Here is a 15,217-nt window from a genome sequence, read left to right on the forward strand (position 1 = left end):
CTTCACCTGCTTATTGCTCAAAATGATTATAGCCCCGTTTAGCCAGCGGCTGCCTCAGCTCGCCTCTGTCCGTCGCGCGGATTAATTCGACCGCCGGCTCTCCTGCCGACGTCTCCCCAATGATGTAAAAGGGCAGCCCTTCCGCATGGAAAGCCGCCTGTGTCGCTGCCGCATCGCCATACTTAATCGTCCCGAGCAGCACATAATCCTCTCCGCCGTACAGCATCCATTCCAGCGGGTCGATGCCAGCCGCGCCTGCATAAGCGGCCATACTGCCGCTTCGAGGCAGCTGCCGCTCGAATAAAGATACGGCAAGCCCCGACGCTTCAGCGATCTCCCAAGCCTCGCTGGCAAGACCGTCGCTTACGTCGTTAAGCGAATGGCAAGTACCCCGCGCCAGCAGCAGACGTCCCGCCCGTACCGACGGAGACGGCCGGCGGTGCGCCCGCACAAGCTGGGCCGCGCTTTCCCCCGCAAGCCTATCCGCGCCGCGTTTATGCTGCGCGAGCAGGAAATGCAGCCCGGCTGCCGACTTGCCGACGGGCCCGGTCAATACAACCGCGTCGCCGGGCTTTGCCCCCGACCGGCGCAGCGCTTTGCCCGCTTCGACGGCGCCTGTCACCGTCACCGCGACAACAAGATGCTGCGGCGACGAGGTCGTATCCCCGCCAATCACCGCTACGCCATATTGCTCGGCGCAAGCGTACAATCCATCATAGAGCCGGCGCATCTGCTCCGGCCCTACCTGCCTCGGCACGCTTACCGAAACAAGCGCCTGAAGCGGCACGCCGCCCATGGCAGCTATATCGCTCACATTGGAAGCAAGCGCTTTATAGCCGATATCCTCGCAGGACATCGTTACCTCGTTAAAATGCACCGTCTCTACCATCGTATCCATCGCCATGATGTATTCATACGGTGAAGCTACGCCGGCAATCGGAGCGGCAGGGTCAACAAGCGCCGCATCGTCTCCAATGCCAAGCCGGACTCCGCGTTCCCGCTGCCAGCTGTCGCTTTGCCGCCCCGAAGTCCAATGGCGGATGCTTGCAAATTCGTCCACTGCCTTTTCTCCCAACTATCCTTTTAGTGAATATCCCGCTTCTTGAATCTGCCGCCCTTCACATCGTGAATATTGCCAACCGCAAGAAACGCCGAAGGATCCAGCTCTTGCACAATGGACTTCATCTTCGCTTCCTCCAGACGGGTTATGACGCAGAAAATAATCCGCTTCTGCCCGCCAGAAAAACCGCCTTCCCCATGCAGATACGTCACGCCGCGCCCAAGTCGGTCCATAATGGCCGAGCCAATCTCTCTGGCCTCATCACTGATGATCCAGACCGCTTTGGATTCTTCGAAGCCTTCCATCGTAATATCAATCATCTTGTAGGCAATGTAATAGGCGACGAGCGAATACATCGCGCGGTCCCAGCCAAACACAAAACCCGCGCTTCCGAGAATAAACAAATTAAAAAACATTACAATCTCGCCAACCGAAAAAGGCAGACGCTTGTTAAACAAAATAGCGATAATCTCCGTGCCGTCGAGCGATCCGCCGAAACGGATTACGATACCGACTCCAATCCCCAGAATCACTCCGCCAAATATCGAGGCAAGAAAATATTCCTCCGTCAAAGGCGGAACGGGATGAAGCAGGAAGGTGCCAAGCGACATCACGCTTACCCCGTACAGGGTCGACATCGCGAACGTTTTGCCAATCTGCTTGTAGCCAAGCACCAAAAAAGGCAGGTTAAGAAGGAATAGGAAAATACCCAGGGGCAGTCCCGTCAAATGGGATACGATAATCGATATCCCGACGATCCCGCCGTCAATAATGTGATTGGGGACCAAAAAAATCTCCAATCCTACTGAAACAAGAGCCGCTCCCAGCGTGATAAACAAAATCCTGCGAAGCAGCTCCAGCTTAGGCAGCTTTAAGTGCTGTGCATGTCCCGTCATATGTAGCTTGTTCCTCCCCCCGAACTCGCTAATTACGATTATTTTACCTTAATAAACAAGATATTCAAAGACCGGCCTGTGCAGAATATAGCAATCCACCTCGAAACTTGTCCCATAGGATGTCAGGTTAATAAGCAAACCACGCATATGATGTTCTTCCGGTCGCCATTGCTCGGGGATTCCCTTGAATCAATTCGCATTAACCTATTAGAAATAAAAAAGCGGCTGTGCACGTTATAACTAGCACAGCCGCTTTGAATCTAGTTCGTCGAATTAACCGATAACGGCAAATGTCTCTACGCCGGATGGAATCGTTCTAGTACGGAATAAAGCTCCGTCGGCGCTTCGGAAGATCCGGAGCGTAAACGTTGCATTTGTAAGAGTCGTAATATTGTTGAAGCGAATTACGCCAAAGCGGTCGAAATTCGCGGTGGAAACAACCGTGTTCCCTCTGGATAATCTAGCAAAAAAGCCGGTAGTGTTAAACGGAATCCCTTCCTCGTTTACCCAAACGATTGTCAATCTGTTAAAAATCGGGCCTGATTGCTGAGGTGCTAATTGGGCCGTTCTTTTAATTACTTTTCCCTTGCCTTTGGAAGGACTTTTTAAAGTCGGTCTTATTCTAGCAGCCATTTGTCACCCTCCCTCCTAATTCTTTATTAGGATATTCAGAGAGTGATAGCTTGGTATGGATAGAATCCTATGCACGTCCGTCCAAAATTACAATTCCTTGATGATCGTCAAATGCAGCTCGTCTTTTAATTCCAGATCATACGGCGAAGCCGGTTCCTTGCCGTCCGCTTCCCGGATAATCCGGACTCTTGGCCGATGCAGGGCAAGCTCGCTGTTAAGAGACACAACCCCAACCTGTCCCGAGCTGAGCAGTACCGTCGTTGATACCGGATATATGGATATATGCTTGCAGAACAGCTTGATCAGATCAAAATCAAAGTAAGTATTGCCTGCGGCAAACAGGAATTCAATCGCCTCGGAAGGCGTATACCGCTTGCGGTGAGGCCGCGGAGAGGTTAGCGCATCATAGACATCCGCAATTCCCACGATTTGGGCATACATATGAATCTCGTCCCGCTTCAGCCGGCGCGGATAACCGGAGCCGTCATAACGTTCGTGATGCTGAAGCGCGCAATGCGCCGATACGACGGAGATGTCATGATATTTGCGTAAAATATCAAAGCCTTCCTTGGTATGACTCTCCATCACTACCCGTTCTTCGGCTGTCAGTGGTCCTACCTTCTCAATCAGCTTTTGCGGGATCTTGGTCATTCCGATATCGAACAGGAGCGCTCCGATGCCAAGCTCCTCCAGCTGGTTGCGGTTATAACCCTTCGCAATTCCCATCACTCCGGCAAGCATTGCGACATTCACCGAATGATGGAACAAATAAGCGTCGGCGACATGAATATTCGTCAGATTGACCATCATGTTGGGCCTAGCCGTCAAATCCGTCATAATCTGGCCAAACACGTTGCGAAAGGTACGTCCCAAATCCGGGGCGATAGCCCTGCCCTTCATTACAACCGACTGGTCCTTGAAGGAATTCATCGTCTTATAGATCGCTTCTACCGCCTGCTGGCGTGTCTCGTCCCTGAGCGTATCCTCGGGAATAAGATCCTCTGTCATGCCGTCTTCAATATAAACAATATCCACGCCCAAATTTTGAAGCCGATTTATATAACGATCATTCAGCTCTACGCCTTCGCCAAGCAGAACCCGTCCATTATCTTGAAATATCGGTTTTGCAAGCTTGTCCCCAGGTTTGACCGATCCAATTTGCACTTTTCTCATCGCTCATACCTCTTTCGATCCATACTCAATCAACAGTACGAAGCTATTTTATCAGATATACGTTGGGCTGACCATCATGGAAGGATATCTATCATTGTTTCTTAAAATAATGACAAAAAAACTCGGCATACCAGGTCTGTTACCCCTTAGTTTGCCGAGTCTGCCATCAAGCCAGCTTACGCTTGACGATACGGTTGCGACCGCTGTATTTCGCTTCGTATAATGCCGCGTCAGCCTGGGCAAGCAATTCTCTTAGGAAAGCCTTCGGATCATCCAAAGCCCGCTTGTCGAACTGCTCTACCGAAACGACTCCCATGCTGATTGTTACTCTGACCGACTGACTGCCTAGGCCCGTCCTGACGACATTCTGCTCTACCGATTCCTTAACCATATCGGCAATAATATCCGCCTGGTCCCGGGTCGTATGAGGCAGGTAGACCGTGAATTCTTCACCACCGTACCTGGCGAGAATATCCGCGGAACGCAGCGTGTTTTTCACCGCTTCGACCGTCGAGCAGATCACTTCGTCTCCTACTAGATGGCCATATTGATCGTTAATGGCCTTGAATAAATCGATATCGAAGAGGAAGATCGAAAAAGGAATGCCGTATTGCACGTTCACCGCAATCTCATGCTCCAGCTGCTGCAGCAAATATCTCCGGTTATAGCAGCCGGTTAATCCGTCCGTAATCGCCATATGCTCCAGCTTCTTGTTGGCTTGGAACAGCTCGTCCTGCATGATTAACAGCTCGCGGTTCCTGTCCTGAAGCAGCTCGTTCTGCGTATTGGTCTCATCCACCAGCAGACGCAGCTCCGTCACGTCGTGGAAGGTCAAAAGGCGGCCGAGCAGCTCCTTCTTCTTCTGGCTCAGAATAGGGGCGGCCTGCACAACGATATAACGGTAATGGCCGTTATTATGCAGCGAAATCTCCAGCTCCTGACGTTCCATCGGCCACAGCTTCTGCTCCTGCAGGAATTGGTTGAACTGCTTCCGAATCGGCTTGGGAAGATGGACCGCAAGCGCCTCCGGAGAAAACCGCTCGCCAATCTTCAGCTTCAAGATCGGCTTCATCGCCTTGTTAAACTCGAGCACGACCCCGCTCTCATCCAAGACGATGATACCTGTCGAGATCGTGTTCATCACATCTCGCTGTACGATTTGAATGATGTCGAAGACCCGGTGTCTCGTAATCGCGTGCACAAGATACACCGCGGACAAGGTAATCCCTACGGAGAAGATCGAGAAATAAGAGGAAAAATAGTTAATAAGGATAATATTGACGAAAAAATCGCCTAATCCGAACAAAACAAGCACGAATACCCCGTTCATGGCCGTTCGGACAAGCATTTGCTGCCGGACGGACACGCCGCGGCGGAGCGTATAACCCATGATCACCAGGGATACGAGAATATAAGAGAACAGCTGAACGATCATATACCAGTATAACGGTCCGCTTTGAAGCTGCTTATCCGTCAACTGTTCGTTAATGGAGAGGAACAGCCGATCCGGATTTACGACGACAAACGCAACGGAGATCAGCGCCGGGACCGACAGCATAATAAGCCGCCGCGTACGTATCAACTGGGCTTGTCCCGTCATAAAAACAACAAAGATAAACCACCCTACGCCTACCAAGGACAATCCGGAGTAAGAAGCCAAAAGATAAAAAAGCCTGTATGGAGAACCAGGCATCGTTTGAGCAATAAATTGAGTAAGCGGCCAAACCATCAACACCAGATGCAGCGCGAAATAAATTTTGTGCAGCACGGTAATGGTACCGACAGCAAACACGTAGAAAAACAAACCGAGCAGTACGAGGAACATGCTAAAATCAAGCCACATCATCGATTCCAATACGGTTCACCCATCCATTGTCTATCCATCTATTGCCATTGTAGCAAATGTTATTTCAATCGACAATTCTTTCCATAGGACTTCCTGCGTATTATTTTTTGGAATGGGTAGGCCAAAGGTCCGCCAGCATATGTTCCAAAGACGGAGATATGTGCAGGAAGCTGCGGAAGCGCTCGTACTGCTCCCACTTTTCCGCCGACCCTTTCTGCCCGCTGCGGACAGCTCGAATGAGCAGATTTTTAGGGGTATGCTCCGGATCTACAAACTCCAGCATCTGTACTTTGTAGCCAAGCACCTCCAGCAAGGTGCCTCTGGCCGCGTCCGTAGCAAGAGCCGAGAAGCGCTCCTTCAGAAGTCCCTGCGACAGAATCGGAGACAACGCGTCGCTCTCCACCTGCCTGAACAACTCATGCTGGCAGCAAGGCACGGACATAATGACCGAAGCTCCCCATTTGACTGCCTTGGCAAGCGCGGCATCCGTGGCCGTATCGCAGGCATGCAGAGTAACGACCATGTCGGCCTCGTTTAGCTCCTCGTAATCAGCGATGTCCCCCACCAGAAACTTCAGCTTGTCATAGTGAAGCCGGTCCGCAAGCTCCTGGCAAAAAGCGATCACGTCCGCCTTCAAGTCCAGGCCGATTATCGAAATCTCCCGCTTCTGCTCGACAGCCAGCAGGTGGTACAAGGCAAAGGTCAGATACGATTTGCCGCAGCCAAAATCGACAATCGTAAGCGGCTTGTCCGCCGGAAGGCTGGGCAGCACATCCGTCACCATCTCCAGGAAACGGTTGATCTGTCTGTACTTGTCCTGTTTCTTTGCGTGCACGGCTCCGTCCTTCGACATAATGCCAAGCTCCACGAGAAAAGGCGCGGCGGTTCCTTCCGCCAGAATCCGGTTTTTCTGGCGGTTATGCTGCAGCTCCGCCGAAGCCTTTACCGTTCCGGTCGGCGGCTTGCTGAGAATCGTTGCCTTTCCTTTCTTGCTGAACAGCAGCTGGAGATCCTCCGTTGGCGTCTTGAACAATGCCTGCTTGTAATCGCCTTCGAGCAGCTCGACGATTCTGGCGCCAGCCAGCTCCGGCTTTACGTTATCATGGGTTACTTTATTGCTGTAATGGTATTCGAACTGCAGATGGAGCCCGTTCTTCAATTGAACCGGCCTCACCACCGTTTTGGGGGCAGCCGCGCCATCCTTGCGGCGCAGCTGGCTTAGCGTTCCCTGCAGCAGTTCTCCTGCTTCTACGATTTTTTGTATGGACTGCTGCCATTCTTCTGTCATATTGAAAAGTCACTCCTATGGATCTTTGCTTTTATTTATTTGCCGCTAACGAATCAAGCCCGTATTGAACTTCCTCGCGGGGCAATCCGCCGGCTTCCAGCTTCTCGTCATCGCAATATAACAAGCGGCGGTAGAAGGCTTCGACCTCTTCGCCGGTTACCGCTCCATCTTCCATTAGCTCATACAGGACATCCTCTGCCCCCGCGAACTGGCCTTCCCCCTCCAGCCATTCGGCTTGCAGCTGCTTGGCATGGTCCGGAAGCTCATACGCTTTTAACTGCTCAAGCAGCTCTCCCGCTTCCTTCGACGGGTTCGCAAGCGTAGGCTCGGCGTCAACTAACGACAGCCTCATAAAGAGCTGCAGCGCCTTTAAACCGGACGCAAAGCTGGCGTCTCCGTTGCCGAGCTCGGCATGCAGCTCCGATTCCTGCTTCAAGGTTACGGCTATCGCCTGTATTTTGTCCGTCTCCATAACGCCGTTTGTAGTCAGCACCGCCATCAAATCCTTGTCGGACAAGGAACGGATCAGCTTGCCGCTAAGTCCAAACCGTTTATCCAGCAGCTCATCGATCACGAGCAAGGCGTCCTGATGCTTAAGCTCCCGCTTCAATTGCAGGATTTGACCGACGGCCTCCGTCATCTGTTCGATCATGTTCATTAAGTAGTCGCGACGAAACAACCTGTTCCCCTCCCCTAATGGCTAATTAAGCTTATTTATGAAACGCAGCACGGCTTCCGCGAAAGCTTCAGGGCGCTCCACCATGCCCATATGTCCGGCATCCGCAAGCTTCTCGCGGGTAACGTTTGCCCCGTCGACAACAAAGGTGCGTTCCGCGGGAATAATTTGATCCTGCTCGCCAGCGAGCAGCAGCACCGGAAGCGTTGTCCGCTTCAGCGCCTCCGTTCGGTCGGGGCGATCCTTCATCCCTTTGGCCGCGCCAATCGCGCCAGCTTCGCTTGTGCCTCTGCCAATGGCGATGGAACGTTCTACCTGATCCGGCATCGCCGATTTATTGTCCGGGGAATAAAGCTTCGGAACAAGTCCCTCCACAAATGCGCTTACGCCGTCCTTTTTAATGGCGGCTACGGCATTATCCCTGTTTTCCTTCGCCGCATCGCCGTCGGGCAGCGGAGTGGAATGAACCAGCCCGAAAGCGGACAGCTTCTCTTCAAAGCGCTCGGCAAACGCAAGCGTAATATATCCTCCAAGAGAATGACCGAGAACGCATGCCTTGTTTATTTTCAATTGCTCCAGCATGGCTGCCAGATCGTCCGCATACAATTCCATAGAATTCGTCTCTTCCGGTCCTGTCTCTGCGGATGAGCGTCCATGTCCGCGAAGATCGAGCGCAATAATGCGGGCTTGGCGGGCAAGCGGCTCTGCAACCCGCTCCCAATAGGCGGAGCTTCCGCAATAGCCGTGCAGCAGCACCACAACCGGCTTTTCATCCGTCCGGGAATCGTAATAAGCTAACGAGATGCCGCTTGGCAGCGTGATCGTGTGATTGGCGATGGTAAGTTGAGTCATTCGTCTACTCCTTCAACAAAGTTATTTGTCCAGCCTAGCCGGAAGCTTGCTTCCAGGCCTGATGCACCTGCTCCGCAACCGTCTCAGCCATTTGCATGACGGTATACAGCGAGGTCGTTTGAAGCGTCATATACGGCTTATGGCTGCTGGCATTAACGACACCCGCAATGCTGTAATCGCCAACGGCCGGCAGCCTGGCCCCCGTTGCTTGACCGGGCGTGAGCGGTCCTTCCGCCGTAATATACTTTCCAACGGACAGCGGCTTGCCAAGACAGGCATCAACCGCAATAATCACGGCATTCTCCCGCTCGGCCGATTGTTCCAGCGCTTCCGCGAACCGTTTTGCGTCACAGGGCTGCTTTAATGTTCCAAAGACATGTTGCCAACCCCGCTCTTCCAGCTTGGTGCCTACCAATGGGCCAAAGCTGTCTCCGGTGGAGCGGTCCGTACCGATACATAGGAATACGACCCGGCTGCGGTCGGGATGCCTTTCCGCTACATGAGCCAGAAATGCCTGAAGACCCTCCACCCCGTTATCCGCTTGAACGATTGTCTTCCCTGACATGAATACACCTGCTTTATGTTGTTCGTACAAATGGTAGTTTCTTTCATTGTACCCGAATTACGCGGTATGGTTCAATTTACAGGCATGAGATGCGTGAAATATGTTACAATGGCGAGAATAATGACAAGTTGTACGGAAAGGGGACTAATCATGGTGAATCTGGAAGAACAAACCCAGCAGAACGTGGAATTTATGATCGAGACCATCAAAACAAAGCTAAGAATGGCGACAGCGGCAGCGATGCAGGCTTCCCACTTCAGCATTGATCAATACGAGGATATCCGCGATTTGTACGAAGTTGTTGCTTCGAAGGAGAAATTCAGCATCAGCGAGGTTGAAGCTCTGGTATCGGAGCTGGGCAAGCTGCGCGGCAAATAGCGACATTAAGGAAAGCACCGGCAGGCGTTCAACACCCGCCGGTGCTTTCCTTTACCCAATAAGACTTCGGAACGAAGTCTTATGCCCTAGCTTTATGTTAGCCGTACTCTGAAAGTAACATTATTTATTACAATCTTTACCACTAACAGCCATTAACTAGATTTTTTTAGACAGATGTTCAATAACCGATTATTGACAAAAAAAGGGGGGCTCCTATCCCAATCGGAGCTCCCCTTTTTGCTGTCTCTTATTCGTTTGTTTCCTCGGCTTCCATAGAAGCCCCCGCCTCAGCCGATTCGATGGTCAAGCTGATTTGCACCGGCTTCTGCTCCCCCTTCAGGAAGAACGCCAGCCGCTCGAGCTTTTCCGCCAGCTCCGTGCCTGTAAGCGTTGTATTCAACTGGTAGTTGAAATGGTCTGCCGGCTGTTCGTCCTGCTGGGCATAAGTGCTGCGACCTCTCCAGGCGCGTTCCTTCGCTCCGCCCTGCTGAACCAGCAGCTGGTCCTGCATCGGGTAAAACTTATCTGATTTATTCACCACACGCTCGTAAATCCGCAGCTTCTTGAGCAGCATATAATATTGCGCCGAATGCTTGAAATTCCAAGCTTCCCGAATATCCTTAAGCGTATAATCCATCTTCCAGCGCTTCAGCTTTTCGATCTGCTCCTCGGCGTTCAGCTGCAAGAAATCATCTAAAGGCATAATTGCTTCCGGCATTTTGACCCCTCCGTTAACCTGAAATAAATGCTCAGATAAGCGTTGACTTTCCCCTTTATCAAAAAAGAACACGTATCTTTCATAAAAATATAACAATGCGAATAGTTTATATTTTCATATAAAAAATACCATAATTTTTTTCGATTTACAAATTAATTTCTTTACAGATTTGTATTATTGCACATTCCTCATATGAAAAAACCGTCGTATATGTCCCAAGGGCAATACGACGGCTTTAGACCTACAATATTAGGCTTGTTTCAGGCCGAATGCAGCGAGGAAACGCTGGAATGCGGCATGGCCTTCTTCGGTTTGCTTAAACACGCCAGCGTCCTTCAATACTTCGGAGAATTTGGCGCCTGTCTCGCCTTCCACGATAGCCTGCGCCTGTTCATCCGTATTGGAAGTGCCATAGCGGGCTACCAGCGATTCAATCCATTCCGCGTGAAGACGGAGCGGATGGTCCGCGCTGTGCAGCTCGCTATGGAGCGCTTCGGTCTTGCCGGTCAGATAACCGGCAATTTGTTCAAGCTCAGCCTTCAGGCGGCCAGGAAGCACGGCTAGACCCATAACCTCAATCAGGCCGATATTTTCCTTCTTGATATGATGCAGGTGCTGATGCGGATGGAAAATCCCCATCGGATGCTCTTCGCTGGTCCGGTTGTTGCGGAGCACGAGATCAATCTCGTAAGCACCGTCATCAAGCAGCCTTGCAATCGGAGTAATCGTATTATGCGGAGTAAGCGATCCGTCGCCGTTAGCCGTAAAAGCAAGCACGTCGACCGCTTCGTCGCTGTAGCCGCGCCATGTATCGAGCATCCGGCAGGCTGCCTGCAGGACATCGTCCTTGGAAGCGCCGTTTACGCGGACAACCGACATTGGCCAATTCACGATGCTGAAGCGTACGCCCGGCAAGGACGGATCGGTAAACGAAGCTACCGGCTTTGCCTTCTCCATCGGGAAAGTATGGCGTCCAGCCTGGAAATGGTCATGGCTTAGAATCGAGCCGCCAACGATCGGCAGATCGGCATTGGAGCCGATGAAATAATGCGAGAACTGCTCCACGAAGTCCAGCAGGCGCTTGAAGGTGCCATGCGAGATTACCATAGGCTCATGGGCGCCTTTGAACACGATGCTGTGCTCGTTGTAGTACACGTACGGCGAGTATTGGAAGTACCACTGCTGGTTATCCAGCGTCAGCGGCAGCACGCGCAGGTTCTGGCGTGCCGGATGATCCGCGCGGCCGGCGTAGCCGACGTTCTGCTCGCAGAGCAGGCATTTCGGGTAATGCGCCTGCGGCAAGGTTTTGAGCAGCGCAATTTCCTTCGGATCCTTCTCCGGCTTCGACAGATTGATCGTAATTTCCAGTTCGCCGTATTCGGTTTCGTGCAGCCAGTATTTATTTTTCTGGATGCGGTCCATCCGGATATAGTTGGAATCGATGCTCAGCTTGTAAAAAGCGTCCGTTGCCGCCTTGATGCCGGCCTCTGCCGTTGTCTTGCGGAACGCAGCCGCAGCCTCGGAAGGACGCGGCATAAGCAGCCCCATAATGCGGGCATCCAGCAAATCGCGGTAAGTCAAAATGTTGTCTTCGATCAGGCCGACCGAATAACCGTAATCGAGCAAAGGCTCCAGCAGCGATACCGGGCTGTCCAGCTCTTCCTCCGGAATCTCGCCTTCATGCGGCTCCGTGAACTTGAACAAATCCAGCAGCGCATTACGGGAATAGTTCACGTCAAGCGGCTCAATCATTCCTTGGCGAAGGGCAAATTGGACAAGCCTGTCGATCAGGACAAGCGCTTCCGCTGCGGTAACGGTCGTGTTTTCTTTGACTGTCATGATGTAAAAAGCTCCTTTCCGTTCCTAAGCGGCTGCTTAGTTGCTGTAGCCGTTAGGGTGATTGACGTGCCAGTTCCAGGCGCTGCGAATAATGTCCTCGAGATTTGCGCGGGACGGGTTCCAGCCCAGCTCCTTGCGGGCACGTGCGGAAGATGCAACAAGCGTAGCCGGGTCGCCTGCGCGGCGAGGCTCGATAACCGCTTTGATCTCGCGCTCCGTCACCTTGCGGGCAATCTCAATCACTTCTTTGACGGAGAAGCCTTGGCCGTTGCCAAGGTTGTAAATCGCGCTGTCCGAGCCTTGACGAAGCTTATCTACGGCAAGTACATGGGCGTCGGCGAGGTCGCTCACATGGATATAATCGCGGATGCAAGTGCCGTCCGGCGTTGCGTAATCATCGCCGAATACCGAGATATGAGGACGTTGGCCAAGCGCAGCCTGGAGCACGATCGGAATCAGATGGGTTTCCGGGCTATGATCTTCGCCGATTTTGCCGCTGGCGTGAGCGCCCGCTGCGTTGAAGTAACGAAGCGATACGTATTTGAGGCCATGAGCGACATCGAACCACTTCATCATTTTTTCCATCGCCAGCTTCGTTTCGCCGTAAGTGTTCGTTGGAAGCGTGCGGTCGAATTCGTCGATCGGCACGTTCTCGGGCTCGCCGTAAGTTGCCGCCGTCGAAGAGAAGACGATCTTCTTTACGTCATGCTCGATCATTTTTTCCAGCAGACACAGCGTACCGTACACATTGTTATGATAATATTTCGCAGGGTTTGTCATGCTCTCGCCAACCAGCGAGTTTGCCGCGAAGTGAATAACCGCGTCAATCTTGTTTTCTTTAAACACCGTATCCATAAATTCCGCATCGCGAAGGTCGCCTACGTACAGCTTGCCTCCAACAACCGCCTCCCGGTGACCTTGCTGCAGATTATCGACTACCACGATTTCTTCTCCGCGTTCTGCAAGAGCAGCCACGGCGTGCGAACCGATATAGCCCGCTCCTCCGGTTACCAATACTGCCATACTCCTCATCCCACTTTCTCTATGTTTTATATTATTGAAGCTGTTCTACACCATTGCCGATGCTGCAAACGTAGAAGTCCGGAGTTAGTCCCGTTGCTTCCGTATATTTGCGTCCTACTTCTTCCTTGAAGCGTTCGATGCTGTCTTCGTGAACAAGCGATACGGTACAGCCGCCGAAGCCCGCGCCCGTCATGCGGGAGCCAAGCACACCCGGAACCTGGCGTGCAGCCGCAACCATCGCGTCAAGCTCGGGACCCGTTACTTCGTACAAATCGCGGAGCGAATCATGCGAGCCGTTCATGTATTGGCCAAACGCTTCGAGATCATTAGCTTTCAGGGCATCCATCGAGCGAAGAACGCGGTCGATCTCTTCGACTACGTGCTGTGCACGGTTGCGGACAACTTCATCCTTGATCAGATGTTTGTTTGCGTTGAATTGCTCCAGGTTGATTTGGCCCAGAAGCTTCAGCTCAGGGAATGCCGCCTGCAGGTCAACAACGGCCTGCTCGCATTGAGAGCGGCGTTCGTTGTACGCGGAGTCTACCAGGCCGCGGCGTTTGTTCGTGTTGCCGATGACAAGCTTGTAAGCGCCGGATTGGAACGGAACGAGTTCGTACTCCAGCGTGTCGCACATCAGCAGAATGGCATGGTCCTTCTTGCCGTTAGCTACGGCGAATTGGTCCATGATGCCGCATTGCACGCCGTTGAATTCGTTCTCCGATTTCTGGGACAGAAGGGCAATTTGAACCGTATCCGTAGGCTGGCCTTCCAACGTAAGCAAAGCGTAAGCCGTTACGACTTCAATCGATGCGGAAGAGGACAAGCCCGCGCCGTTCGGAATCTCGCCGTGGAAAAGCAGATCGTAACCGCTGCTGAATTTGATACCCTTTTGCTCCAGTTCGTAAACGATCCCTTTCGGATAGTTCATCCAGTCATCCGCTTCGTCATATGCGATGTTGTCGATGTCTAGCGATTTGGAGGAAGGGAAGTTTGTCGTCGCGAGTCCAAGCTGACGGTCATCGCGCTTGCGGATCAGCAAGGTTGTGCCGAACGTAAGTGCTGCCGGGAATACGTAACCGCCGTTATAGTCGGTATGCTCGCCAATCAGATTAACGCGTCCCGGTGCGTGAAAAGCTTTGATCTCAGCGGCTTCTCCGCCGAATTGCTGTATAAATTGTTGTGTAAGCTGCTCGATAGAGGCCATATGCTTGCAACAGTCCTTTTTTGTATAATTTTTGAAGCCTTTGTTCTGTTTTCAGTATAACGCAAGCGATTGCCCGAGCAAAATGGCGCAAAGTGCTTTTTACATGGATTTATGTGACTTTTAGCAAGCTTCTTGGCATGATAATATGGGATTAATGTAAATCCAACACCGGAAGGCAGGTGCCGTCAAAGATGAGGCAAGATACTTATAAGGTAGCTTCCAATCCCGTCATTACGTACAACGAGCACATGAATGTATTGTTTGCAGGCGAGAGCCAAACCAAACCGTCTCATCAGCGGGGACCTAAAGTATATGATTTTTACCTCATGCATACGGTGCTTGAAGGGAAAGGAGAATTCACCTGCGGAGGAAAAAGCTATCTTCTTCGGGCTGGGGATACCTTCCTGATCGAACCCGAGGCGCTTGTCAGCTATGTGTCCGATGCCAACGAGCCTTGGCTTTACCGCTGGGTCGCCTTTAACGGCCCGCAGGCAGCGGAGCTTGTGCAGGCGGCTGGCTTCTCCGTGGCCAATCCCGTCGCCGAGACGGCTGCGATAAGGCGCCTAGGCGTCCTGTACAACCACATTTTCAGCATTTTTCGCAAAAACGATCCTGCAGCCCATCTGAAAGCCGCCGGTTATTTGCAGCTGCTGCTGGCTGAATTCTGCACGGTTCATCAATTGGCTGAAGATAACGGAGCTATGACGGATGTAGATGACACCGATAAGCTGATCCAGCAAATGATTCATTATTTATCAACCCAATACGCCCAGCCCGTATCGATCGAGCAGATGGCCGAGTCCTTCGGCTACAACCGCGCTTATCTTTCTCGGGTATTCAAACGTTATACAGGCGAATCGCCGATTACTTTCCTGCTCAAGCTCCGGATCGACAAGGCCCGGCAAATGATCCGGGAACGCGAAGGACTTACTATCGAGCAGATCTCGGCGTCCGTCGGGCTTCAGGACTCCTTGTATTTCTCCAAGCAATTCCGCCGATTCTATGGCTTATCCCCCTCCGCCTACCGCGAATCCATGCGTCAAATGAAGTCGTAACGGGTATTCAA

Annotated in this window: 15 protein-coding genes; 2 read left to right on the plus strand and 13 right to left on the minus strand. The window is 52.2% G+C overall.

The genetic code is table 11. The annotated features are described in order from the left end of the window. Nucleotides 1–10: 10 nt before the first annotated feature. From thiL to yyaC, 9 genes are all read right to left on the minus strand, one after another. Nucleotides 11–1,060, minus strand: a complete 1,050-nt coding sequence (gene thiL / locus PGL01S_RS16670; RefSeq protein WP_174806573.1) for a thiamine-phosphate kinase — start codon at nt 1,058–1,060, stop codon at nt 11–13. 23 nt (nt 1,061–1,083) lie between these two features. After that, the gene (locus tag PGL01S_RS16675) at nt 1,084–1,956 is read right to left on the minus strand and encodes a YitT family protein (protein WP_127495721.1); all 873 of its coding nucleotides are present in this window, start codon (nt 1,954–1,956) and stop codon (nt 1,084–1,086) included. A gap of 273 nt (nt 1,957–2,229) precedes the next feature. Then, nucleotides 2,230–2,589 (minus strand): hypothetical protein, encoded by a 360-nt coding sequence (locus PGL01S_RS16680; RefSeq protein ID WP_127495722.1) that lies wholly within the window; start codon nt 2,587–2,589, stop codon nt 2,230–2,232. A gap of 87 nt (nt 2,590–2,676) precedes the next feature. After that, nucleotides 2,677–3,762 (minus strand): HD-GYP domain-containing protein, encoded by a 1,086-nt coding sequence (locus PGL01S_RS16685; RefSeq protein WP_127495723.1) that lies wholly within the window; start codon nt 3,760–3,762, stop codon nt 2,677–2,679. A 166-nt stretch (nt 3,763–3,928) separates the two neighbouring features. Further along, a complete protein-coding gene (locus tag PGL01S_RS16690; protein ID WP_244935629.1) occupies nt 3,929–5,608 on the minus strand; it encodes a histidine kinase N-terminal 7TM domain-containing diguanylate cyclase in 1,680 nt (559 codons plus the stop codon). Between the two features lie 100 nt (nt 5,609–5,708). Next, the gene (locus tag PGL01S_RS16695) at nt 5,709–6,896 is read right to left on the minus strand and encodes a class I SAM-dependent methyltransferase (protein WP_127495725.1); all 1,188 of its coding nucleotides are present in this window, start codon (nt 6,894–6,896) and stop codon (nt 5,709–5,711) included. 31 nt (nt 6,897–6,927) lie between these two features. Beyond that, nucleotides 6,928–7,575: a DUF6483 family protein gene (locus PGL01S_RS16700; RefSeq protein ID WP_127495726.1), complete on the minus strand. Its 648-nt coding sequence runs from the start codon at nt 7,573–7,575 to the stop codon at nt 6,928–6,930. A gap of 21 nt (nt 7,576–7,596) precedes the next feature. Then, entirely contained in the window at nt 7,597–8,424 is an 828-nt protein-coding gene (locus PGL01S_RS16705) for an alpha/beta fold hydrolase (RefSeq protein ID WP_127495727.1), read from the minus strand. A 34-nt stretch (nt 8,425–8,458) separates the two neighbouring features. After that, nucleotides 8,459–8,989 (minus strand): spore protease YyaC, encoded by a 531-nt coding sequence (gene yyaC / locus PGL01S_RS16710; RefSeq protein ID WP_127495728.1) that lies wholly within the window; start codon nt 8,987–8,989, stop codon nt 8,459–8,461. A 150-nt stretch (nt 8,990–9,139) separates the two neighbouring features. On the opposite strand from yyaC, the gene PGL01S_RS16715 reads away from it, so the two are divergent. Continuing rightward, a complete protein-coding gene (locus PGL01S_RS16715; protein WP_283094360.1) occupies nt 9,140–9,367 on the plus strand; it encodes a DUF1128 domain-containing protein in 228 nt (75 codons plus the stop codon). 247 nt (nt 9,368–9,614) lie between these two features. On the opposite strand, the gene PGL01S_RS16720 is transcribed toward PGL01S_RS16715, so the two are convergent. The 4 genes from PGL01S_RS16720 to PGL01S_RS16735 all read right to left on the minus strand — a co-directional run bounded on the left by PGL01S_RS16720 (nt 9,615) and on the right by PGL01S_RS16735 (nt 14,151). Then, entirely contained in the window at nt 9,615–10,085 is a 471-nt protein-coding gene (locus PGL01S_RS16720) for a hypothetical protein (RefSeq protein WP_127495729.1), read from the minus strand. Between the two features lie 249 nt (nt 10,086–10,334). Further along, nucleotides 10,335–11,924, minus strand: a complete 1,590-nt coding sequence (locus PGL01S_RS16725) for a UDP-glucose--hexose-1-phosphate uridylyltransferase (protein ID WP_127495730.1) — start codon at nt 11,922–11,924, stop codon at nt 10,335–10,337. A 36-nt stretch (nt 11,925–11,960) separates the two neighbouring features. Then, nucleotides 11,961–12,947 carry a UDP-glucose 4-epimerase GalE gene (gene galE, locus PGL01S_RS16730; protein ID WP_116393637.1) on the minus strand — a complete coding sequence of 329 codons (987 nt, stop codon included), beginning with the start codon at nt 12,945–12,947 and terminating at the stop codon, nt 11,961–11,963. A gap of 31 nt (nt 12,948–12,978) precedes the next feature. After that, nucleotides 12,979–14,151, minus strand: a complete 1,173-nt coding sequence (locus PGL01S_RS16735) for a galactokinase (RefSeq protein WP_127495731.1) — start codon at nt 14,149–14,151, stop codon at nt 12,979–12,981. Between the two features lie 191 nt (nt 14,152–14,342). Here PGL01S_RS16735 and PGL01S_RS16740 point away from each other — a divergent pair, with 191 nt between their 5' ends. Further along, the gene (locus PGL01S_RS16740; RefSeq protein ID WP_127495732.1) at nt 14,343–15,206 is read left to right on the plus strand and encodes an AraC family transcriptional regulator; all 864 of its coding nucleotides are present in this window, start codon (nt 14,343–14,345) and stop codon (nt 15,204–15,206) included. The last annotated feature ends 11 nt before the right edge of the window (nt 15,207–15,217 follow it).

The sequence above is a fragment of the Paenibacillus glycanilyticus NBRC 16618 genome (assembly GCF_004000805.1).
GTDB lineage: Bacteria > Bacillota > Bacilli > Paenibacillales > Paenibacillaceae > Pristimantibacillus > Pristimantibacillus glycanilyticus.

Excerpts from the sequence above, each read along its gene's own strand:
- PGL01S_RS16675 (WP_127495721.1), bottom strand. The coding sequence starts at position 1,956 with ATGACGGGACATGCACAGCACTTAAAGCTGCCTAAGCTGGAGCTGCTT.
- PGL01S_RS16680 (WP_127495722.1), bottom strand. The coding sequence starts at position 2,589 with ATGGCTGCTAGAATAAGACCGACTTTAAAAAGTCCTTCCAAAGGCAAG.
- PGL01S_RS16685 (WP_127495723.1), bottom strand. The coding sequence starts at position 3,762 with ATGAGAAAAGTGCAAATTGGATCGGTCAAACCTGGGGACAAGCTTGCA.
- PGL01S_RS16690 (WP_244935629.1), bottom strand. The coding sequence starts at position 5,608 with ATGATGTGGCTTGATTTTAGCATGTTCCTCGTACTGCTCGGTTTGTTT.
- PGL01S_RS16695 (WP_127495725.1), bottom strand. The coding sequence starts at position 6,896 with ATGACAGAAGAATGGCAGCAGTCCATACAAAAAATCGTAGAAGCAGGA.
- PGL01S_RS16705 (WP_127495727.1), bottom strand. The coding sequence starts at position 8,424 with ATGACTCAACTTACCATCGCCAATCACACGATCACGCTGCCAAGCGGC.
- yyaC (WP_127495728.1), bottom strand. The coding sequence starts at position 8,989 with ATGTCAGGGAAGACAATCGTTCAAGCGGATAACGGGGTGGAGGGTCTT.
- PGL01S_RS16715 (WP_283094360.1), top strand. The coding sequence starts at position 9,140 with ATGGTGAATCTGGAAGAACAAACCCAGCAGAACGTGGAATTTATGATC.
- PGL01S_RS16720 (WP_127495729.1), bottom strand. The coding sequence starts at position 10,085 with ATGCCGGAAGCAATTATGCCTTTAGATGATTTCTTGCAGCTGAACGCC.
- PGL01S_RS16725 (WP_127495730.1), bottom strand. The coding sequence starts at position 11,924 with ATGACAGTCAAAGAAAACACGACCGTTACCGCAGCGGAAGCGCTTGTC.
- galE (WP_116393637.1), bottom strand. The coding sequence starts at position 12,947 with ATGGCAGTATTGGTAACCGGAGGAGCGGGCTATATCGGTTCGCACGCC.
- PGL01S_RS16735 (WP_127495731.1), bottom strand. The coding sequence starts at position 14,151 with ATGGCCTCTATCGAGCAGCTTACACAACAATTTATACAGCAATTCGGC.
- PGL01S_RS16740 (WP_127495732.1), top strand. The coding sequence starts at position 14,343 with ATGAGGCAAGATACTTATAAGGTAGCTTCCAATCCCGTCATTACGTAC.